The sequence below is a fragment of the Mycobacterium avium subsp. avium genome (assembly GCF_009741445.1).
Taxonomy (GTDB): Bacteria; Actinomycetota; Actinomycetes; order Mycobacteriales; family Mycobacteriaceae; genus Mycobacterium; species Mycobacterium avium.
Genome location: NZ_CP046507.1, coordinates 720,744 through 740,658, shown reverse-complemented (window position 1 = coordinate 740,658; position 19,915 = coordinate 720,744). Strand labels below are relative to the sequence as shown.

Annotated in this window: 19 protein-coding genes, 1 tRNA gene and 1 pseudogene; 5 read left to right on the top strand and 16 right to left on the bottom strand. The window is 67.8% G+C overall.

All coding sequences use genetic code 11. The annotated features are described in order from the left end of the window. Window positions 1-27 precede the first annotated feature (27 nt). From MAA44156_RS03725 to MAA44156_RS03715, 3 genes are all read left to right on the top strand, one after another. Window positions 28-471, top strand: a complete 444-nt coding sequence (locus MAA44156_RS03725; RefSeq protein WP_023879616.1) for an MmpS family transport accessory protein — start codon at window positions 28-30, stop codon at window positions 469-471. Further along, window positions 468-3,296 (top strand): MMPL/RND family transporter, encoded by a 2,829-nt coding sequence (locus tag MAA44156_RS03720; RefSeq protein ID WP_023879615.1) that lies wholly within the window; start codon window positions 468-470, stop codon window positions 3,294-3,296. The genes MAA44156_RS03725 and MAA44156_RS03720 overlap by 4 nt, the downstream gene beginning before the upstream one ends. A gap of 62 nt (window positions 3,297-3,358) precedes the next feature. After that, a complete protein-coding gene (locus MAA44156_RS03715; RefSeq protein WP_009978365.1) occupies window positions 3,359-6,241 on the top strand; it encodes an ATP-binding cassette domain-containing protein in 2,883 nt (960 codons plus the stop codon). A 10-nt stretch (window positions 6,242-6,251) separates the two neighbouring features. Here the strand turns inward: MAA44156_RS03715 and eno are convergent. The 11 genes and pseudogenes from eno to MAA44156_RS03660 all read right to left on the bottom strand — a co-directional run bounded on the left by eno (window position 6,252) and on the right by MAA44156_RS03660 (window position 15,607). Continuing rightward, window positions 6,252-7,533, bottom strand: a pseudogene (eno, locus tag MAA44156_RS03710) (phosphopyruvate hydratase). An 81-nt stretch (window positions 7,534-7,614) separates the two neighbouring features. After that, window positions 7,615-8,169 (bottom strand): carboxymuconolactone decarboxylase family protein, encoded by a 555-nt coding sequence (locus MAA44156_RS03705; protein ID WP_009978367.1) that lies wholly within the window; start codon window positions 8,167-8,169, stop codon window positions 7,615-7,617. A 1-nt stretch (window position 8,170) separates the two neighbouring features. After that, entirely contained in the window at window positions 8,171-9,016 is an 846-nt protein-coding gene (locus MAA44156_RS03700) for a TauD/TfdA dioxygenase family protein (RefSeq protein ID WP_009978368.1), read from the bottom strand. 45 nt (window positions 9,017-9,061) lie between these two features. Further along, window positions 9,062-9,400, bottom strand: a complete 339-nt coding sequence (locus tag MAA44156_RS03695) for a hypothetical protein (protein WP_009978369.1) — start codon at window positions 9,398-9,400, stop codon at window positions 9,062-9,064. Then, complete coding sequence (locus tag MAA44156_RS03690; RefSeq protein WP_009978370.1) at window positions 9,397-10,659, bottom strand: aromatic ring-hydroxylating oxygenase subunit alpha; 1,263 nt, start codon at window positions 10,657-10,659, stop codon at window positions 9,397-9,399. The genes MAA44156_RS03695 and MAA44156_RS03690 overlap by 4 nt, the downstream gene beginning before the upstream one ends. A 13-nt stretch (window positions 10,660-10,672) precedes the next feature. After that, window positions 10,673-11,413, bottom strand: a complete 741-nt coding sequence (locus MAA44156_RS03685) for an SDR family NAD(P)-dependent oxidoreductase (protein WP_009978371.1) — start codon at window positions 11,411-11,413, stop codon at window positions 10,673-10,675. Beyond that, the gene (locus MAA44156_RS03680) at window positions 11,410-12,231 is read right to left on the bottom strand and encodes a flavin reductase family protein (RefSeq protein ID WP_009978372.1); all 822 of its coding nucleotides are present in this window, start codon (window positions 12,229-12,231) and stop codon (window positions 11,410-11,412) included. Before MAA44156_RS03680 ends, MAA44156_RS03685 begins: the two co-directional genes overlap by 4 nt. 66 nt (window positions 12,232-12,297) lie before the next feature. Continuing rightward, window positions 12,298-12,750 carry a MarR family winged helix-turn-helix transcriptional regulator gene (locus MAA44156_RS03675; RefSeq protein ID WP_009978373.1) on the bottom strand — a complete coding sequence of 151 codons (453 nt, stop codon included), beginning with the start codon at window positions 12,748-12,750 and terminating at the stop codon, window positions 12,298-12,300. 12 nt (window positions 12,751-12,762) lie between these two features. Next, window positions 12,763-14,010 (bottom strand): metal-dependent hydrolase family protein, encoded by a 1,248-nt coding sequence (locus MAA44156_RS03670; protein ID WP_009978375.1) that lies wholly within the window; start codon window positions 14,008-14,010, stop codon window positions 12,763-12,765. After that, a complete protein-coding gene (locus tag MAA44156_RS03665; protein WP_003878804.1) occupies window positions 14,007-14,342 on the bottom strand; it encodes a hypothetical protein in 336 nt (111 codons plus the stop codon). The genes MAA44156_RS03670 and MAA44156_RS03665 overlap by 4 nt, the downstream gene beginning before the upstream one ends. Beyond that, window positions 14,339-15,607, bottom strand: a complete 1,269-nt coding sequence (locus MAA44156_RS03660) for an aromatic ring-hydroxylating oxygenase subunit alpha (RefSeq protein WP_009978377.1) — start codon at window positions 15,605-15,607, stop codon at window positions 14,339-14,341. Before MAA44156_RS03660 ends, MAA44156_RS03665 begins: the two co-directional genes overlap by 4 nt. Before the next feature lie 164 nt (window positions 15,608-15,771). On the opposite strand from MAA44156_RS03660, the gene MAA44156_RS03655 reads away from it, so the two are divergent. Next, window positions 15,772-17,214, top strand: a complete 1,443-nt coding sequence (locus tag MAA44156_RS03655; RefSeq protein ID WP_009978378.1) for an aldehyde dehydrogenase — start codon at window positions 15,772-15,774, stop codon at window positions 17,212-17,214. On the opposite strand, the gene MAA44156_RS03650 is transcribed toward MAA44156_RS03655, so the two are convergent. Then, complete coding sequence (locus MAA44156_RS03650; protein WP_009978379.1) at window positions 17,211-17,405, bottom strand: hypothetical protein; 195 nt, start codon at window positions 17,403-17,405, stop codon at window positions 17,211-17,213. The two genes, MAA44156_RS03655 and MAA44156_RS03650, sit on opposite strands and share 4 nt — an antisense overlap. Before the next feature lie 226 nt (window positions 17,406-17,631). Between MAA44156_RS03650 and MAA44156_RS03645 the strand changes: the two genes are divergently transcribed. Then, a complete protein-coding gene (locus MAA44156_RS03645; RefSeq protein ID WP_003874885.1) occupies window positions 17,632-17,847 on the top strand; it encodes a hypothetical protein in 216 nt (71 codons plus the stop codon). Window positions 17,848-17,893: 46 nt separating this feature from the next. Here MAA44156_RS03645 and MAA44156_RS03640 read toward each other — a convergent pair whose 3' ends face one another. The 4 genes from MAA44156_RS03640 to MAA44156_RS03625 all read right to left on the bottom strand — a co-directional run bounded on the left by MAA44156_RS03640 (window position 17,894) and on the right by MAA44156_RS03625 (window position 19,871). Beyond that, window positions 17,894-18,277 carry a type II toxin-antitoxin system death-on-curing family toxin gene (locus MAA44156_RS03640; RefSeq protein ID WP_009978380.1) on the bottom strand — a complete coding sequence of 128 codons (384 nt, stop codon included), beginning with the start codon at window positions 18,275-18,277 and terminating at the stop codon, window positions 17,894-17,896. Beyond that, entirely contained in the window at window positions 18,274-18,480 is a 207-nt protein-coding gene (locus tag MAA44156_RS03635; protein WP_009978381.1) for a hypothetical protein, read from the bottom strand. Before MAA44156_RS03635 ends, MAA44156_RS03640 begins: the two co-directional genes overlap by 4 nt. 92 nt (window positions 18,481-18,572) lie before the next feature. Continuing rightward, window positions 18,573-18,645 (bottom strand) — tRNA-Ala (locus tag MAA44156_RS03630). A gap of 56 nt (window positions 18,646-18,701) precedes the next feature. Then, window positions 18,702-19,871 carry an MFS transporter gene (locus MAA44156_RS03625; protein ID WP_009978382.1) on the bottom strand — a complete coding sequence of 390 codons (1,170 nt, stop codon included), beginning with the start codon at window positions 19,869-19,871 and terminating at the stop codon, window positions 18,702-18,704. Between the last annotated feature and the right edge of the window lie 44 nt (window positions 19,872-19,915).

The following is a 19,915-nucleotide window of genomic DNA, read 5'->3' as shown; positions in this document are numbered from 1 at the left end:
TGGCCGGACCGGGTCGCAGGTGATCGCATGAGCCCTCGCTCCACCGGGCGTGCTGTGCTGGCGCGGATCTGGATGCCGCTGGTGGCCGTCGTCGCGGTGGGCGTGGGCCTGCTCTGCATGTACAAGGTGCACCAGTTCTCCGAACCGGGGCCGGTCATCACCGTCAACGGTCCGCAGGCACCCGAGCAGTTCAACCTCAAACGGATCACCTACGAGGTGTTCGGCTCCGTCGGGCAGGGCGGGAAACTCGTCTACGTCGACATCGACGGCCATCCGCACCAGGTCGACATCACCACGCTGCCGTGGACCCACACCGAGAGCACCACGCTGTCGGTGGCCTCCGGCAGCATCTCGGTGCACGTCCACGGCGGTCAGGTGGGGTGCCGGATGCTGGTCAATGACGTTGTCCGCGACGAGCAGTCGGGCAACCACCAGGACGCCGACGTCCAGTGCCGGGTGAAGTCGGCATGACCGAGCATCGCCTCGGCGCCTCCCGGGTCAAACGTCCCCTCATCCCCAGGATGGTCCGCGCCTTCGCGATACCAATCATCTTCTTCTGGGGACTGCTCGCCGTCACCACGAATACCTTTATGCCGCAAGTGGAACGGGTCGCCGAAGAGCTCGCCGGGCCGATGGTCCCGCACTATGCGCCCTCGCAGCGCTCGCTGCTGCACATCGGCGAGAAGTTCCACGAATCCAACTCGACCAACCTGACCATGGTGGTGTTCGAGGCCAACCGGCCGCTGGGAGACTCCGACCACCTCTACTACGACGACCTGATGCGCCGCCTGCAGCGCGACACCAAACACGTGCAGTACGTGATGGACCTGTGGGGCAAACCGTTCACCGCGGCCGGGGCGCAAAGCGTCGACGGCAGGTGCACCTACGTGCTGCTGCGGCTGGCCGGCGACATCGGCCAGATCCAGGCCAACCAGTCGGTGGACGCGGTCCGCGACATCATCAAAAACGACACTCCCCCACCGGGTCTCAAGGTTTACGTCAGCGGCGCGGCGCCGCTGGCCTCCGACACGCTGTCCATCGCCAACGCCAGCCTGAACAACGTCACCATCGTCACGATCATCCTCATCGTGGTGATGCTGCTGCTGGTGTACCGCACGCCGTCCACCCTGCTGGTGCCCCTGCTCGGTGTCCTCATCGAAATGCTTGTCGCCAAAGGGATTACCTCCACCCTCGGGCATCTGGGCTACATCGAGTTGTCGTCGTTCGCGGTGAACATCGTCATCGCGTTGACCCTGGGGGCCGGCACCGACTACGGCATCTTCCTGATGGGCCGTTACCACGAGGCGCGGCAAGTCGGTGAAAGCAGGGAAGACAGCTTCTATATCGCCTACCGGGGTGTGGCGCCCATCATCATCGGGTCGGGGCTGACGATCGCCGGGGCGTGTTACTGCCTGACGTTCGCGCGGCTGAACTATTTCCACACCATGGGGCCCGCGGTGGCGATCACCATGCTGTTCACCATCGCCGCGGCGATGACGCTGGGTCCGGCGCTGCTGACCGTCGGCAGCCTGTTCGGGATGTTCGACCCGCGGACCGACAGCAAAGGGCGTCTGTACCGGCGCATCGGGGCCAGCGTGGTGCGCTGGCCGGTGCCGATCTTGGTGGCCAGTTCCGCGATCGTCATGGTCGGGGCGATCTTCGTGCCCACCTACCGGCAGAACTACGACGACCGGCAGTACCAGCCGCGAAATGCCCCGGCGAATCTGGGTTTTCAGGCCGCCGATCGGCACTTCCCGAAAAGCAAGCTGTTCTCCGAGATGCTGATGATCGAGACCGATCACGACATGCGCAACTCGGCCGACTTCATCTCGCTGGACCGGGTCGCCAAGGCCCTCATTCGGCTGCACGGGGTGGCGATGGTGCAGGGCATGACCCGGCCGCTGGGCCGCGCGCTCGAGCACGCCAGCATCCCCTACCTGTTCACCACGCAGGGCAGCGGCAACGGACAGCAGCTTCCGTTCAACCGGGAACAGAACTCCAACACCGACGCGCAGGCCGAGATCCAGGCGCACTCTGTTGCGGTGCTGCGCAAGGAGATCGGCTTTTTCCAGAAGGTGTCCGACGAGCTGCACCAGACCGTGCTCACCGTGGAGGACCTGCAACGGGTCAGCGACGAGATGAACGAGGAAGTTTCGAATCTCGACGACTTCTTCCGTCCCATCAAGAGCTACTTCTATTGGGAGAAGCACTGTTTCGACATTCCCCTGTGCTGGGCGTTCCGATCGCTGTGGGACACCATCGATCACATCGACCACCTGGCCGAAGACATCAACCAGGCCAGGATCTCGCTCACCGAGGTGGACAAGGCGTTCCCGCAGATCATCGCCCAGCTCAAGGCCACCGCCGACGACACCGAGGCGTTGCAGTTGAAGTTGGTCAACAGCTACGGGTCGGCGGATCTGCAGTCCATCCAGACCGATCAGACCTACGACGACCTGATCAACGTCGGTAACGACTTCGACCGGTCCCGCAGCGACGACTACTTCTACATCCCGCACGAGGGTTTCGACAACGACGACGTGAAGACCGGCATGAAGCTGATGATGTCGCCGGACGGCAAGGCGGCCCGCTTCATCGTCACCCACGAGGGCGACGCGATGGGTCCCGAAGGGGTGGAACACGTCGAACAGTTCCCCGAAGCGATCAAGACGATCCTGAAAGAGACGTCGCTGGCGGGCGCCCGGATCTACATCGGCGGTTCGGGCTCCAACGACAAGGACATCAAGCAGTACGCGATGTCGGATCTGCTGATCGCGGCGATCGCGGCGTTCGTGCTGATCTTCTTGATCATGTTGTTCATCACCCGAAGTCTGGTGGCCGCGTTGGTGATTCCCGGCACCGTGGCCTTCTCCTACGCCGGGGCGTTCGGCCTGTCCATCCTGTTCTGGCAGCACCTCATCGGCCTGCATCTGCACTGGCTGGTGCTACCGTTGACGTTCATCATCCTGGTGGCCGTCGGTTCGGACTACAACCTGCTGCTGATCAACAGGGTCAAGGAGGAGCTGCACGGCGGCATCCACACCGGCCTGATCCGCGCGCTGGGCAGCACCGGCGGCGTGGTGACGTCGGCGGGCTTGGTGTTCGCCTTCACCATGCTGGCCATGCTCACCAGCGAGCTCAGAACGATCGGTCAGGTCGGCTCCACCGTGTGTATCGGCCTGCTGCTCGACACGCTGATCGTGCGCTCGTTCGTGGTGCCGTCCATCCTGCGGATCCTCGGGCCGTGGTTCTGGTGGCCCACCCTGGTGCGTTCCCGGCCGCTGCCCCAGCGATAGCTACCTGAAGATCCGATGAGAGAGACGGCCGGGCCCACAGCGGCCGCGGGCATAATCGTGGCGTGACGGCGCCGGGCGCGGCGAGGCCGCAGAAGCGGGCCGGATCGCTACGACCCGGCGAACTGGCGCAGGCCTCGGTGATGGGCGCGCTGTGCGCGGCGATCGCCATCATCGCGGTCGTTCTTCCGCACGGCGGCGGGCTGGGGCTGCTCGGCAGCGTGCCCACCGGCCTGCTCGCCTACCGCTACCGGATCCGGGTGCTGATCACCGCGACGGTCGCCGCCGGCGTGATCGGCTTTTTGGTCGTCGGGTTGAGCGGCTTGGCGGCGATCGCGTTGTGCGCCTACACCGGCGGGCTGGCCGGAATCGTCAAACGGCACCGCCGCGGCACACCCACCGTGCTGGCGGTGTCATTGGTGGCGGCCGGCGTCGTCGGCGCGGGCATGGTCATCGCGCTCACCGTGTTGACCCGGTTGCGCCAGTTGGTCTTTCATGCCATCGGCGCGGCGGTGGACGGCGCCGCGTCGGTGGTGGCGCGGGTGCCGCCGCTGCACGCGGCCGCCGTGCGGTTGGCCGAGTTCTTCGCCGCGGCGTTGCAGCACTGGCAGTGGCTGGTGCTCGGGTACGCGCTCGTCGCGATCGTGGGCGCCTCGCTGGTCGGTTGGTGGGCGTTGTCGCGGGTGCTGGAGCGGCTGCGCGGGATTCCCGATGTGCACAAGCTGGACGCGCCGGCACGCAACGGTCCGACCCGGCCCGTCCCGGTGCGACTGGACCGGGTGCGGCTGCGTTACCCGCACGCCGACCGCGACGCGCTGCGCGCCGTCAGCCTGGACGTGCAAGCGGGTGAACACGTCGCGGTGACCGGCGCCAACGGCGCGGGGAAAACCACCCTGATGCTGGTCCTGGCCGGCCGCGAACCGACGTCGGGCACGATCGAACGCCCCGGGTCGGTGGGCCTGGGTGAGCTCGGCGGGACCGCCGTCGTCATGCAGCATCCGGAGAGCCAGGTGCTGGGCACCCGGGTCGCCGACGACGTGGTCTGGGGTCTGCCGCCCGGCACCACCACCGACGTGGGCCGGCTGCTCGGCGAAGTCGGGCTGGCGGGCCTGGCCGACCGCGACACCGGCAGCCTGTCCGGCGGCGAACTGCAGCGCCTGGCGGTGGCCGCGGCGCTGGCCCGGGAGCCGGCGCTGCTGATCGCCGACGAGGTCACCAGCATGGTGGACCGGCAGGGCCGGGAGCAGCTGCTGACCGTGTTGTCCGGACTGACCGAGCGGCACCGCACCGCCCTGGTGCACATCACCCACTACAACGACGAGGCCGAATACGCCGACCGCATCATCAATCTCGGTGATACGCAAGGCGATACCGCCCTGATCCGAACGGCGACCGCGCCCGCGCCGACGTGCCCGGCGGGCCGGGGGCGCCGGGCGCCGGTGCTCGAACTCGCCGGCGTCGGGCACGAATACGCCAGCGGCACGCCGTGGTCCCGAACCGCGCTGCGCGACGTCAGCTTCACCGTGCACGAGGGCGACGGGCTGCTGATCCACGGCGGCAACGGCTCGGGCAAGTCCACCCTGGCGTGGATCATGGCCGGACTGACGGTGCCGACCACCGGGACCTGTCTGCTCGACGGCCGTCCCGCCGCCGAACAGGTCGGAGCGGTGGCGCTGCAGTTCCAGGCCGCCCGGCTGCAGTTGATGCGCAGCCGCGTCGACCTGGAAGTGGCCTCGGCAGCGGGCTTTTCGCCCGACGACCACGACCGGGTCAGCGCAGCGCTGGCCGCGGTCGGCCTGGATGCCGGGCTGGCCGAGCGGCGCATCGACCAGCTCAGCGGCGGCCAGATGCGGCGCGTGGTGCTGGCCGGTCTGCTGGCGCGGTCACCCCGGGTGTTGATTCTCGACGAACCGCTGGCGGGGCTGGACGCCGCCAGTCAGCGCGGCCTGGTCGAGCTGCTGGCCGAGCGGCGCCGCGAGACCGGGCTGACCGTGGTGGTCATCTCGCATGACTTCGCCGGGCTCGAGCAGCTGTGCCCGCGCATCCTGCACCTGCGCGACGGCTCTTTGGATGCTAATCCTGTTGCGGCCCAGCATGTTCCGGCGCCCGTTACCCCTCCGACTAAACGTCCGGCGGCGCGCCGCCGGCCCGTGGTGCTGCTGCGCCCCGTCCCGGGCAGCTCGCCCATCCACGAGCTGTGGGCCGGAACCAAACTGCTGGTGGTGTTCGCCATGTCGTTGCTGCTCACGGTGTTTCCCGGATGGGTGGCCATCGGGCTGGCGACCGCGCTGGCGGCGGCGGGACTGCGGCTGGCCCACATCCCGCGCGGTGTGCTGCCCTCGGTGCCGCGCTGGCTATGGATCTTCCTGGGCGTCGTCGGCGTCACCGCGGCGCTGGCCGGCGGGGCCCCGACGATGCACCTGGGCACGGCGTCGCTCGGGCTGGGCGGACTGCTGGACTTCCTGCGCGCGACCGCGCTGACCGTGGTGCTGCTCGGCCTGGGCGCACTGGTGTCATGGACCACCAACGTCGCCCAGATCGCCCCGGCCGTAGCGACTTTGGGCAGGCCGCTGCGAGTCCTGCGGATCCCGGTCGACGACTGGTCGGTCGCCCTGGCGCTCGCGCTGCGCACCTTCCCGATGCTCATCGACGAGTTCCGGGTGCTCTACGCCGCTCGGCGGTTACGGCCCCGCCGGCCGGCGCAGACCCGCTGGGCCCGCCTGCGCCGGCCGGCGACCGACCTGATCGACGTGGTCGTCGCCGTCATCACCGTGACGCTGCGGCGCGCCGACGAGATGGGCGACGCGATCACCGCGCGGGGCGGCACCGGGCAGATCTCGGCGGACCCGTCGCGTCCGAAACGCAATGACTGGATAGCGCTTTCGATCGCGTCGGCGGTGTGTGCGGCCGCGGTTGCGGCCGAGCTGGCGTTGCTGGCCGGCCACTAGAGCGCCGCTTTTAGAACCGGGCCAGCGCCGGCACATCCGCCAGCGCGCAGTCCGGGATGCCCTCGGCCGCGCGCAGCAGGAAGTTGAGCTTTTCGATGCGTTCGCCCGAGCGCGGTGCGCCGTTCTTCTGCAACGGCGCACCCAGCCCCACCGCCAGATCCATCACCACGTCGTCGATGACGCCGCCCGACCGACCGGACGGAATCGCCAGAAGCCTGTTCTGTGAGGCATATTCGAAGCAGTCCAGCGCCTCGGCGATGGTGCCGACCTGGTTGGGCTTGAGGATGAACCCGTCGACGGCCGATGTCTCGACGGCGCGCCGCAACCGGTCGCGGTTGGTCACGATCAAATCGTCCCCGACGATGATCGAACGGTTGACCGTCTGCACCGCTTTGGTGAACCCGGCCCAGTCGTCGCCGTCCAGCAGATCCTCGATGAACAGCATCGGGAACTCCTGCGACAGGGCGCGGGCGTAGTCGATCAACGCCTCCGCGGTCACCCGACCGCCGTTGAAAGCGTAAGTGGCGGAACCGTTGTCGTACACCTCGCTGGACGCGCAGTCGAGTGCGAACGCCATGACGTCGGCGCAGCCGGCGCGCTCGACCGCCTCGGCCAGCAGTTCCAGGACGGCATGCGGGTCACCGGACGGCGCGATATAGCCGTAGGACGACGCCAACAGCGGTGTGCGGCCCAGATGTTCGGCGAGCACCTCGCCGAGCACCTCGAACAGGCTCACCCCCTTCTCGACCGCCGCCTGGATCGACTCCGCCCGATACGGCACGACGAGGAACTCGCTGAAACTCTGCTCGACGTCCCCGTAGGCCGCCGTTGATCATGTTGAAGCTGGGCATCGGCACGGTGGTCGGTGGTGTCAGCCCGAGCAGGGCGCCGACGTAGGCGTAGGTGGGTGTGCCCGCTGCCGCGGCGGCCGCTCGCAGCAGCGCGATCGACGTGGAGTAGATCGCGTTGCCGCCCAGCCGGTGTTTGTCGGGCGTGCCGTCGAGTTCGATCATGACCCGGTCCAGCGACCGCGGGTCGTCGAGTTCGGCGCCGGTCAGCACGGGGGCGATCTCGTCTCTGACCGCTGCGACGGCGCGGTGCACGCTGCGCCCGCGGTATCGGGTGGGCTCCCCGTCCCGCAGGACGAACGCCTCGTGCGCCCCGACCGAGGTGCCGGTCGGCGCCGCGCCGCGGCCGACATGGCCGGTGTCGGTGGTGATTTCGACCTCGACCAGCGGCCGGGCCTTGCAGTCCAGCAGTTGGCGGGCGACGACGGAAGCGATCCGCACCATCGACCTCCCGGACCCTGTCGAGGCCTATCGAGAGCGCCAGCCTAAGACGAATCCGCTGAGAGCTCGCTGAGAACTCCCCGCCTAGGGGGTCTCCTCCTCCTGGACACCGAAGGTGTTGACCGCCAGCGCCAGCAGCAGGTAGCCGCCAATGGTGAAGATCAGGTCCATGCACTGCCGCTGCGTGAACAGCTCGCACAGCCGGTCCCAGGTCTGCCGGCTCAGGGTGCTGTCACCGGTGAGCTCGTCGACGGCCCGGACCACGGCCGCATCGGTCGGGTCGGCGCAGCGGCCTCGCCGGATGTCGTCGATGTCGGATTCGCTCAGGCCGGCGCGCCGCGCGATGGGGAGGTGATGTGACCACAGGTAGCCGCACTTGCTGCGGTGTACCACCCGAAGCAGCGCGACTTCGCGTATCCGGGGCGACAGCGTCGACCGGGTGAGCAAGTACGCGTTGAACGGCAGGTAGGCCGCGGTGAGGTCGGGGTGGTGGACCAGGGTCGACAAAACATTGCCCGCCCCAACGGGATTGGCGCGCTCGGCGGGGATCAGCGAGGCCAGCGCCGCGCGGGTGTCCTCGTCCCACTCGTCGGCGGGCAGCGGTGTCAGGCGCTGCGGATACCGGTCGGACGCGGCCATGCTATTGGATCGGCTCGTCACCGAGCACGGTGGTGCGCAGCATCTCTCGCGACGAGTCCGGGTCGTAGGGCGCCGCCCGGTGCAACACCCCGCGGTTGTCCCAGATGACGGTGTCGCCGATCGACCAGCCGTGGCTGTAGACCCGTTCGGGCACCGTGGCGCGCTGCAGCAGTTCCTCGAGCAGGGCGCGTCCTTCGTCGAGGTCCATGCCCACGACGTAATCCGCGGAGGCACCCAGCACCAGCGATTTGCGCCCGCTGCGATGCGTCCACACCAGCGGGTGTTCATGCGTGCGCCGAGACCGCCAGCGCGCTACGAGTTCCGGTGACGGATCGGGATAGACCCGGCGCTGGGAGGCCTCCAGCGAGTGCACCACCCGCAATGCGCCGAACCGCCGTTTCTCGTCGTCGGTCAGTGCGTCGTATGCGGCGTAGGAATTCGCGAATTCGGTTTCGCCGCCCCGCTCAGCGACCCGGACCGCCGACAGCACGGTGGCCTTCTGCGGACACTCGTCGCCCAGCGGTGTGCAGCCGTCGATGTGCCAGTCGAAGGTCGCCTTCAGGTAGGCCGCCGAGGCGTTCTTGGACTTGTCCAGCGTGATCGGGTAGATGCCGGGCACCGGGTGGTGGCCGTCGGAGGAATGATCGACCTCGCCGAGGCGGCCGCAGAAGGCGACCTGCGCCGCCGGGTCGAGGTAGAGCCCGCGAAAGACCAGAACTCCGTTGTCTTCCAAGGCATCCAGCACCGCCTCACCCACCGAGTCGTCGTGTGCCAGGGCGGCCGGATCCAGGCCGGTGACTTCGGCGCCGACCGAGTCGGTGAGTTTGGTGATGGTGAGCAGACTCATGGCCGCTCCTTTCCGCAGCAGGGTTGGACGGTCTTGGCCGCCGGGTCAGGGCACCGGGCCGCCGGTCCGGATCATGACCGCGTCGGCGGCGTCGACCGGGGCGGGTTGATGCATGATCTCCACCGCCATGGCCACCATGATCAGCGAGTAGATCATGTGCAACAGGTTGACGACGTCGTCGGGCAGGTTATCGAGGGGAAACTTGTCGCAGTAGTCGATCGCCTCCTCGAGGCGGGGGAAGAACGCGTCGTAGAAGTCGCGCAGCTGCGGCATCGACGCGTTGACCCTGGCATTCCACCGCTCGGTTTCGGTTGGCAGGCACCACGTTTGGGCATAGCCCTCCAGCTCGGCGAAGGCGCTGGGCAGCATGGACGCCATGGTCACACCCCCACCGTTTCGCGTTCGCGGCGATACGCGTCGACCCAGTCCACGACCACCTTGTGCAGATGGCGCACCAGGATCTCCTGGTCGTTGAGTGGAAAGTCCTCGACCACACCGTATTCCAGCGCCGCCTGGGTCCCGCCGAGCATGCCGGCGTCCTGCAGCGCGAACTCCTTGAGCACCACCGCGGCGACCTCGTGCTCGATGCGCTCCCGCACGCTGCGCGCCGGGTGGAAGTAGGTATACGCCTCGAACCGGTGGGTGTTGTGCGAGGTGGGCCAGTACCGGTACAGCAGATACCAGCCGCCGTAGATCAGGATCTCCAGGTTGGGGAAGATCTGGAAATTGCTGATGCCCCACTGCTCGATCCGGCCCGGGTTGAGCCCGGCCGGCAGCTCGCCGATGTCGGGCGTCCGCCACGGCCCCACCAGGCCGCTGCGGGTGGCCCGCTCGATCGGATACATGTATTCCGGTGGCATCAGCCAGCGGCGCCGCCCAGCCGTGGAAACCAGCCGGTGCGGCCCGTCGAGTTGGAAGTGCCCACAGGTGAATACGGCGTTGCTGTCGCGCACCTCGGGAGGCACCTGTTGGGAGTGTAGGGCGGGCACGTGGTAGTACTCCTGGAAGGCGTCGGCGAAGATCTTCCAGTTGCTGTTGTTGTGTGCCACCCAGTCGTACCGCTCGGTCAGCTTGTCGAACGGATAGCCGTCCAGCCCGGTGATCATCGGGCCGAGGAACTCGCGCAGGCTCTGGCGAGGTTGGGGGTCGAAGTTGATGAAGACGAAGCCGTTCCACACGTCGCAGTGCACCGGCCGCAACCCGTACTCGGCCGGATCGAGGTCGAAGAATTCCGATTCCTGCTGGACGAATTTCAGCGCACCCGTCAGGTCGTACCGCCAACCGTGGTACTTGCAGGTGAATTGGCGGCAGGTGCCGCGGGTCTCCTCACCGGGAAAGTCGTTCCACACCAATTTGTTTCCGCGGTGGCGGCACACGTTGTAGAAGGCGCGGATGCGCTCGTCCCTGCCCTTCACCACGATCACCGAGGTGCGGGCCGCCTCGATCTCCTTGGTGAGGTAGCTGCCCACCCGGGGCAGCTCCTCCACCCGGGCGACGTTGAGCCAGGCCCGTTTGAAGATGGCCTCCCGCTCGAGTTCGTAAAACTCCGGTGACGTCGAATCCTTGAAAGAGACCGGCCCCGTTCCCAATTCGGGGTAGTGCTCGGTCCACGAGCCTTCCGGTGGTCTACCTGATCTGGTCATCGAATCCTCACTGTCACATCACTGCTCCGCCGTTGACACCCAAGACCTGGCCGGTGATGTACCGCGCCTCGTCAGACGTCAAAAACCCCACCGCCGCGGCGATATCCGCCCCGGTGCCCAGGTAGCCCAGCGGGATGTTCGCCGCGATCTGCTCGTTGGAGGGCAGGTAACCGGCCGCCTGGCCCTGATGCTGCATCGGCGTCTCGATGCCCGACGGCGGAATGTTGTTGACCGTGATGCCGTGCGGCGCGTATTCGCGGGCCAGCGATTTCGTCAACGTGATCACCGCCCCCTTGGACGCCGCATAGTGGGCGGCGAACGGCGACCCGCGCTGAGCACTCGACGAGGAGATCATCACGATCCGCCCCCAGTTCGCCGCCACCATGTCCGGCAGCGCGACCTGACAGCAGTGAAACGTCCCGGTGAGATTGACATCGATGATCCGCGACCAGGATTCGGCGGTGATGTCCAGGAACGGCGAGAACCCGAACATCCCGGCGCTGGTCACCAGGACGGTCACCGGCCCCAGCTCGCTGCGCACCTTCGCGAAGGCCTGCTCGACGGCGGCCCGGTCGGTGACGTCGGCGCCCACCCCCAGCGCGGTCGCGCCGCCGGTGCGCAGGTCGTCGGTGACGCGTTGCGCCGCATGCTCGTCGACGTCGAGCACGGCGATTTTCATGCCGCGCCGACCCAGCTCGTGGCAGGTCGCCTCGCCCATGCCCGACGCGCCGCCGGTCACCACCGCCACCCTCATTCGTAGACCACCCGCACCGTCGGGCTGGTGGGCAGCGCCTGACAGGTCAGCACCCAGCCGTCGTCGACCTCCTCCGGATCGAGCGCGTCGTTGTTGATCATCCGGGCACTCCCCTGCGTCAGGCGTGCCATACACGTTCCGCACGAACCGATTTCGCACGACGAGGGCGCCCGCAGCCCCGCCATGCGGGCGGTCTGCAGCAACGTGTTGCCCGCTTGGTACGGGGCGGTCGTGGTGGCCCCGTCCAACACGATGGTGACCTCGCCGGGCTGCACCTGACCCTCGGCCGGCGCCGCGGCGCCGACGTCGGTGACGTCGAAGTGCTCGACGTGCACCCGCTCGGCCGCGATGCCCGCGTCGCGCAGCGCGGTGCACACCGTGTCCATGAACTCATTCGGCCCGCACACATAGAAGTCGGCGTCGCCCGCGGTCGCGATGAACGCCGAAATGTCCTCCTGCGTGGCGAACCCGCGTTGGTCGTCGAGATGGTGGTGCAGCGTGAAGCGCTCGGCATGTCGTCGTTGCAGGTCCGCCAGGTCCTCGTCGAAGATCACCGCGTCGCGGCTTCGGTTGGCGTAGAACAACCGCGCGCGGCGGGTGCCGGCCGTCAGTGCCGTGCGCAGCAGCGAGAACACCGGTGTGATGCCGCTTCCGCCGGCGAACGCGACCAGCTGCCGGTCGGTGTCGGTCAGCACGAACCGGCCCCGCGGTGGCAAGGCGTACAACCGACCGCCGGGTCCGGCGGTGTCGGTACCGCCCGATTCGGGGGCGGTCACCGTCGCCGGACCGTCGTGCGTCGCGGTGCGCTGCTCGGCCATCCCCGTGAGAGTATCAACTACTTGCGATTGATCTCAAGTACTAGATACAGCCCTGGTGGCGGCCGGTCAGCCGTCGACGTGATCGGTGAACAACTCATGGCCGGTGCCCTTTTCGACCACGCGGCCCAGCAGTTCGCGCAGCGTCTGCTGCTCCTGCTCGGTCAGCACGCCGAACACCTCCTGATGCGCGGCGATCGCGTCGTTGACGACGGTTTCGGCGACCTTGCGGCCCTCTCCGGTCAGGTGGGCCTGCAGGATGCGCGCGTGCTGGGGGTCCCGTTTTCTTTCCACCAGCCCGCGGCGTTCCAGTGCGGTGAGCGCGAGCTGGACACCCTGCGGGCTGATCAGCAGGCGGCGCGCCAGCTCGGCGCCGGACAGGCCGGGCTCGTTGGCCAGCTGGCGCAGCACACCGATCTGGGCGGTGCTCACGCCGTGTTCCCGCATCGCCTCGTTGATGGTGGTCAGCGAATAGTAGAAAGCCTGCTTGAGCAACCACAGGATGTTGTCGGTGAGTTCCATGCCTGCCTCCTGCTAGGCCGCAGGGGTTTTGTAGATCTGTCCATTCTTCATGACGAAGCGGACGTCGAGGGTGGCGGCGATGTCGTCGAACGGGTTGCCGGGCACCGCGATGATGTCGGCGAGGTAGCCGGGCGCCAGCCTGCCCAGCTCGTCGTCGGCCTCGATCAGCTCGGCGGCCACCACGGTCGCCGCCCGGATCGCCTGGGCGGGGGTCATGCCCCGCTGCACCAGCGCGCCCAGTTCCTTGGCGTTCTGGCCGTGCGGGATGGCCGGCGCATCGGTGCCGCAGGCGATCCGGACGCCGGCCTCGATCGCCTTGGGCAGCATGGCCTTTGCCCGCGGGAAAACCTCGAGCGCCTTCTTGCGCAGTTCCGGCGCGATGCGGTCGATGGCCATGGCGTCGGTCAGGTAGGTGGTCGACACCAGGAACGTGCCGTGATCGACCATCACCTGGATGGTCTCGTCGCTGGCCAGAAAGCCATGTTCGATGCAGTCGATGCCCGCACGGATGCAGGCCTGGATTGCGCTGTCCCCCACCGCATGTGCGGCCACCCGGACACCGGCCCGGTGGGCCTCGTCGGCGATCGCGGCGAATTCGGCGTCGGAGTACTGCTGCGCCCCGGGCGCGGTGCTGTGCGACATCACCCCGCCGGAGGCGGACACCTTGATCAGCTTGGCGCCGTGCCGGATCTGGTAACGCACGCAGGCGATCACGTCGGGCACCCCGTTGGCGATGCCCTCGGCCACCGACAGCGGCATGATCCCGGGGGCCAGCCGCTGAAACACCGTCGGGTCCAGATGCCCGCCGTACGGAGTGACGGCATGGCCGGCCGGATAGATCCGGGGCCCGGCGTGCCAGCCCGCGTCGACGGCGCGTTGCAGCGCGACGTCGAGCAGATACCCCCCGGTCTTGACCATCAGCCCGAGGTTGCGCACGGTGGTGAACCCGGCCTCCAAGGTGGTGCGCGCGTTGACCGCCCCGCGCAGGGTGCGGTAGGCGGGGTCGTCCTGCACGCCGTGCATCGGCGACGGCAGACCCTCCGGCCCACCCGGCCCGCCGATGAGCAGGTTGAGTTCCATGTCCATCAGGCCGGGCAGCAGCGTGGTGTCCCCGAGGTCGACGGTGGTCGCCGAATCCGGCAGCGGCCCTTCGGGATTCATCGCTGAGATGCGTTCGCCGTCGACCACGATCACCGCCGGTGCGTGGATCTTTCCGGCCACCACGTCCGCCCATCGGGCCGCCCGCAGCACGGTGGTCATGGCACGGGCTCGGATACGCAGTCCAGGGTCGAGGCGCCCGAATCGGGGACGCGGGGCTGTTTCCAGCACTCCACCGGGAAGGACACCATGATCATCGAATAGAGCAGGTGCATCAGGTTCAGCACGTCGTCGGGCAGGTCGTCGAGGGAGAACTTGTCGCAGAACGCCAGCGCCTCCTCGGCCCGCGGGGTGATCGCGTCGTAGAAGGCCTTCATCTCCGTCATGGAGCTGGCCAGCCTCTTGGCGTAGCGTTCGGGCTCGCTGGGCAGGCACCAGTCGGCGAACGGTTCGAGGTCGGCGAACTCGGCGGGCAGCATCGACATCGTGTTCACACTCCCGCGGTGGACATCCGGCGATAGTCGTCGATCCACGCCGCGGTCTCCTTGTGCAGGTGACGCAGCAGGATCTCCTGGTCGTTGAGCACGAACTTGTCGACCACCCGCGATTCGAGCATGGTCTGGGTGGCCTCCAGGGTGTTGGCGTCCTGCAGCCCGTATTCCTTGAACGACACCGCCGCCAGTTCCTGGGCCACCCGCTCGCGCGGGGTGCGCGGCGCCGGGAAGTACAGCGTGCCCTCGAAGACGTGGCTGTGATACGACGTCGGCCAGTAGTGGTAGGTCAGGTACCAACCCTGGCCCCAGAACAGGATGACGAAGTTGGGGAACAGCTGGAACGAATCCAGGCCCCACGGATCGCATTTCGCGGGGTTGAGCCCGTCGGGCATCGGCCCCAGATCGGGCTTGTCCCACGGCCCGAACAGTCCGCTGCGGCAGATGTCCTCGATCGGCTTGCGCATCTCCGGCGACATCTCCCAGGCCCGCACCCCCGAGGTGCTGACCAGCCGGTGCGGACCGTCCAGCCGGTAGTGCGGCGCCTCGAAACCGGCCTCGGCGGCGGCTTTCGAGTAGGCGGTCGGCGACTGGTTCGCGTGCAGCACGGGCGCGTGATAGAACTCCTGGAACGCGTCTATGTAGAGCTTCCAGTTCGCCTTGACCTCCGACCGGTAACACCAGCGCGACGTCATCTTGTCGAACGGGTAGCCCTCCAGGGCGGTGATCATCGGCCCCAGGAACTCCCGCAGCGACTGTTCCGGTGTCTTGGCGAAGTTGACGAAGACGAAACCCTCCCACACGTCGCAGTGCACCGGCACCAGCCCGTAGCGGCTCTTGTCCAGGTCGAAGAACTCTTCCTCCTGCTGCACGAAGGTGAGGTTGCCGTCCAGGTCGTAGCGCCAGGCATGGTATTTGCAGGTAAACTGCCGGCACACGCCCCGCGTTTCCTCCAGCGGCATGTCGTTCCACACCAGCTTGTTGCCCCGGTGCCGGCACACGTTGTGGAACGCCTTGATCTCTCCGGATCCGTTGCGGACCAAGATGATTGAGGTGTTGACGACCTTCAGTTCCCGGGTGAGGTAGCTGCCCTTGCGTGGAAGTTGTTCCACCCGAGCCACATTGAGCCAGGCCCGTTTGAAGATGGCCTCACGCTCCAGCTCGTACACCTCGGGGCTGATCGAGTCCTCGTAGGACACCGGCGCGGTGCCCAGCTCGGGGTAATGCTGTGTCCAGCTGCCCTCCGGCGGTTTGGGAAATCGCGCCATGCTCGCTCCTTCAGCAGTCCGACCTCACCGGAACCCCGGGCGCCGCCCGCGCGAAACAACCAGCTGCGCACCGGTTTCACCGGTCCCGCGGAGCTCCGTCACGGGCGACGGTATATCCTCGACCCGTCATTAGCAAGTAGTTGATATTGGCCCGGGAGGCGCGGATGGACCACGACGCCGCAGTGCGAACCGACGGACACGGCCGGCGCGCCGACGTCATCCGCGTCATCTCGCCGCACACCGAGCAGCCCGTCGCCGAGGTCGATGCGGCGACACCGTCCGACGTCGACGGGGCGGTGGCCGCGGCGCGAGCGGCCTTCGACGCCGGACCGTGGAGCCGCGGCGCGCCGTCACACCGCATCGCCGCGATCCGCCGGCTGGCCGACATCTACGACCGGCGCCGCGCCGAGATGGCCGACACCATCACCGCCGAGATCGGCGCCCCGATCAGCTTCGCCCGGCGTGCCCAGGTGGGCCTGCCCGCCTTCATGATCCGCGCGTTCTGCGATCTGGCCGAGCGCCATCCCTGGCAGGAGACCAGGCCCGGGTTCTTCGGGAGCGACGTGTACGTGCGCAGGGAACCCGTCGGGGTCGTCGCGGCGATCGTGCCGTGGAACATGCCGCAGTTCCTCATCGTCACCAAACTCATCCCGGCCCTGCTGGCCGGCTGCACCGTCGTGCTCAAGCCGGCACCCGAAAGTCCTTTGGACGCACTGCTTTTAGCCGAGATGATCTCCGAGGCCGACCTGCCGCCCGGCGCGGTCAGCGTGCTGCCCGGCGACGCCGCGCTGGGCGCCTACCTCGCCGGGCACCGTGGCGTGGACAAGGTGTCCTTCACCGGCTCGACGGCCGCGGGGCGCGCCGTCGCCGCGGCCTGCGCGGCCAACCTCACCAAGGTCAGTCTGGAACTGGGCGGCAAGTCCGCCGCCCTGGTGCTCGACGATGCGCCGCCGGACAAGGTGGCCGCCGGGGTGCGCGCGGCCAGCCTGTCCAACAGCGGCCAGATCTGCAATGCGCTGACCCGGGTGCTGGTTCCCCAAGCGCGCCATGACGATTACGTCGACGCGCTCGCCGCCCAGATGAGCGGCCTGCGGGTCGGCGACCCCGCCGACCCGGACACCGACCTCGGTCCGCTGGTGTCGCGCCGCCAGCAGCAGCGGGTCCGCGACTACGTCCGGATCGGCCAGCAGGAGGGGGCGCGGTTGGTGGTCGGCGGTGCGGATATGCCCGACGGGCTCGACCGCGGCTGGTATGTCCGGCCCACCCTGTTCGCCGCCGCCGGCAACGCCATGCGCATCGCACGCGAGGAGATCTTCGGTCCGGTCATCACCGTCATCCCATACCGCGACGACGACGAGGCGGTGGCGATCGCCAACGACTCCGATTACGGCCTGGCCGGGTCGGTGTGGAGCGACGACACCGACCGCGCGCTGGCGCTGGCCACCCGGATTCGCACCGGCACCGTCGGCGTCAACCAGGGCTACACCATGGACCCGTTCGCGCCGTTCGGCGGTGTCAAGGCCAGCGGCTACGGCCGCGAGCTGGGGCCCGAGGGGCTCGACGGCTATCTCGACACGAAATCGATCGCGGTCGCGCCGAGCGGCTAGCGAGCCTCGCTCACCACGTGGACGGCGACGTAACCGATCGGGATGCCGGTCCAGGTGGCGATGCACTCGCGGGCGGCCACCTCGACCGTGGCCCGGCTGGCGGCGCGGGCGACCCTGCCCAACTCGGGGATCCGGATCATCCATCCGTCGGCGTCACGAGTGACTTCGATGTCGAAGCACTGGCCGACCATCGGGCACTTCAGGCGGGGAGCGACCCGCTGTCGGCGGGCACTGCGCAGTGCTTGTCGGCGCAGCAATGTGGGCTGAACAGGCATGGCTGCTTTCCTGAGTCGCGGACGAACCGCCGGAAAGAGTAATGCTCTTCGCGGTGAAAACCTAATCGGCGGTCTCGCAGTATAGTGATGTAAGTCACACATCGGCGCGCTCTGTTGCAGGCGTCACACCGGAGGAGATTTCATGGTTGGCGTGGATCGCTCTCGTAAGGCCGTCATCGCCCCCCGTGCCGGTGCGGCTGTCAATTCACATCGCGTGCTCGTCGCCTTCCTGACCGTCACGGTCCTGATCAGTGCAATCGTGGGCGCCATCGCGGCCGCGGCCATGGGGCAACCCACCGCCGCGCTGCTCATCGCGCTGGTGGCCGGCGGGTGGTTCTCGGCCGCAGTCCTCTGCTAGCCGTCGTCTGACTCCGTCGCGGCCGTCGTCGAGATTGCCGTCGGACTCAGTCCTCTTGGTAGCTCCACCTGCGCAGTCGTTCCGCGATCTCGTCCAGACTGGTCAATGCACCGGTAGCGACTCCGATCACGAAGTCGAAGCGCTCATCCTCCGGCGCTTCAATCCAGTGCGCATTGATGGCCAGGAAGGTCCGGCAGGCCGTCCAAGCGAGTCGCTTGTTGCCGTCCACCAGCGCGTGATTCCGGGCCAGGGAGTGCAGCAGTGCGGCGGCCTTCACGTGCAGATCCGGGTAGGCATCCCGGCCGAACGCCGAGGCGCGAGGCCGTGCCAGAGCCGATTCAAGCAAGCCGTAGTCCGCGACCACGACATTGGTCCCGACGGCCGCGCGGGCAATGTCTAGCAAGTCTTCGAGGTTCAGGAACTCGGTCACGCGTCCTTAAGACGCTCCAAAACCCCGGCCTCCTCGCGGACGACCCGTTGCAGCGCCGCGGCAACCTTAGTCTTGTGCGCTCGTCGGGCGATGTACTCGTCGATGGCCGATAACGCAACAGCCTGCATCGAGCGCCCTTCGGCCGTGGCCTGCCGGCGCAGCGCTTCTGCCTGCTGCTCGCTGGGGCGCAAGGTCATTCCCATGAGGATCGATGATACCAGAGTGATACCACCGCGGGCGCGAGCAAAATCGGCACAGACGAGTGCGAAAAAGCTAATGCCGGAATCAAACTGAGTGGAGCTAAGGGGACTCGAACCCCTGACCCCCACACTGCCAGTGTGGTGCGCTACCAGCTGCGCCATAGCCCCGAGAAGTCGTGCCCATCGAAGCTACACCACCGGTAACCGTCCTTCAAAGTTGCTGTTCACACCGGCTCGACGTCCGACTCCGCCGCCATCAGATCGGCCTCCAGCTCCGTCGCCGTCCGCGTTTCCGGCGCCATCACCCAGCCGACGGCGGCGATCAGCAGGACCACCCCGCTGATGAAAAAGCCGCAGCCGTAGCCGATCTGCTCGGCCGCCCAGCCCACCGCCATGGACCCGACGATGGCGCCCAGGTCCGACATCATCTGCACGGTGGCCACCGGCAGGCCGGCGCGCGCCTCGTTGCCGAGGATGTCGGCGACCGCGGCCTGCAGCGGCGACATGTAGATCCCGGTGACCACGCCGACCACGCCGGCCGCCACCAGGAACACCGGCAGCGACGCGACAAAACCCAGCCAGACCGTCGCCGCCCCGGACGTCACCAGCCCGACGATCAACAACGTCCGCCGCCCCATCCGATCCGATAGGTAGCCACTGGGCACCACCGCCAGCGCGTTGCCGCCGGCGAACGCGGCGAGCACCACGCCGATGGTGCCGATACCCCGACCCATGACGTCGGAGATGAACAGCGGGACCAGTGCCATGCGCAGCCCGAAGGCCGACCAGCCGGTCGCGAAATTGGACAGCAGCGCCGACCGGTACGCGCGTACCCGCAGCGCTTCGCGCATCGTGACCGTCGATCGCGTCGGGGGTGGCGGTGCGGCCAGCGCGGAATTGCGCAGGCCGAGGAACAGCACCAGCGCCACACCCAACATCGCGACGCCGTACACGACGAACGGGGCGGTCAACCCCCACCCCGCCGCCAGGCCGCCGACCGCCGGACCGCCGACCGCGCCCACCATGAACGAGGTGGTGAACAGTCCCGCGATCCGGCCACGCGCGTCGGCAGGGCTGATGTGGATCATCAGCCCCAGCGCCGAGACGTAGAACATCGTCGACCCGACGCCGCTGAACACCCGGCACAGCATCAACTGCCAATACGCCTGGGAAAAGGCGCACGCGGCGGTGGACACCGCCACGATCAGCAAACCCCCGATATAGATTCGCCGCTCCCCCAATCGTTCGGTGAGCAGCCCGCTGATCGGCGCAAAACACAACCGGCTCAACGAAAAGACGGTGACCAGGAAAGTCACCGCCTTGATGCTCACCCCGAAGCTGCGTGCAAAGGTCGGCAGCGCCGGCGAGATGACCCCGTAGCCCAAGGCGACCATGACGTTCGCCCAGCTCAGGATCCAGACTTCGCGCGGCAGCGGAC